The organism is Pseudomonas sp. Sample_24 (genome assembly GCF_004307605.1).
Taxonomy (GTDB): Bacteria; Pseudomonadota; Gammaproteobacteria; order Pseudomonadales; family Pseudomonadaceae; genus Aquipseudomonas.
This window is the reverse complement of the sequence record NZ_RCNW01000049.1, coordinates 1-715: the sequence shown is the minus strand read 5'-3', so window position 1 is coordinate 715 and position 715 is coordinate 1. Positions and strand designations below refer to the sequence as shown.

Here is a 715-nt window from a genome sequence, read left to right as displayed (position 1 = left end):
TTGTAGCCGACGCAGATGTTGATGGTTTCCAGACCGTCGAGCACGTCCAGCTTGGTCAGGCAGATGCCCGAGATGCTGTTCACATCGATAGCGCGACGCAGGATGACAGCGTCGAACCAGCCGCAACGACGGGCACGGCCGGTGGTTGCACCGAACTCGTGACCTTGTTTGGCCAGGTGCGCGCCGACCTCGTCGAACAGCTCAGTCGGGAATGGACCCGAACCTACACGCGTGGTGTAAGCCTTGGTGATGCCCAGGATGTAGTCCAGGAACATCGGGCCAACACCCGAACCGGTAGCAACGCCGCCAGCGGTGGTGTTGGAGCTGGTCACGTACGGGTAGGTACCGTGGTCGATGTCCAGCAGGGAGCCTTGGGCGCCTTCGAACATGATGTCTTTGCCAGCGCGACGCAGGTCGTGCAGCTCGGCAGTCACATCCAGCATCAGCGGCTTGAGCAGCTCAGCGTATTCGTTGCATTCGGCCAGGGTCTTGTCGAAGTCGATGGCCGGCTCTTTGTAGTAACCCACCAGCATGAAGTTGTGGTAATCCACCAGTTCACGCAGCTTGTCTTCAAAGCGCGGCATGTTGAGCAGGTCGCCCACACGCAGGCCGCGACGTGCAACCTTGTCTTCGTAGGCCGGGCCGATGCCGCGACCGGTAGTGCCGATCTTCAGCTCGCCACGGGCCTTTTCACGGGCCTGGTCCAGCGCAACGT

1 protein-coding gene is annotated in these 715 nt (G+C 61.1%); it reads right to left on the bottom strand.

What is annotated here, in order from left to right:
• Positions 1-715, bottom strand: a 715-nt coding sequence (locus D8V06_RS02440; RefSeq protein ID WP_177434333.1) for an adenylosuccinate synthetase, incomplete at both ends; no start/stop codon positions are given.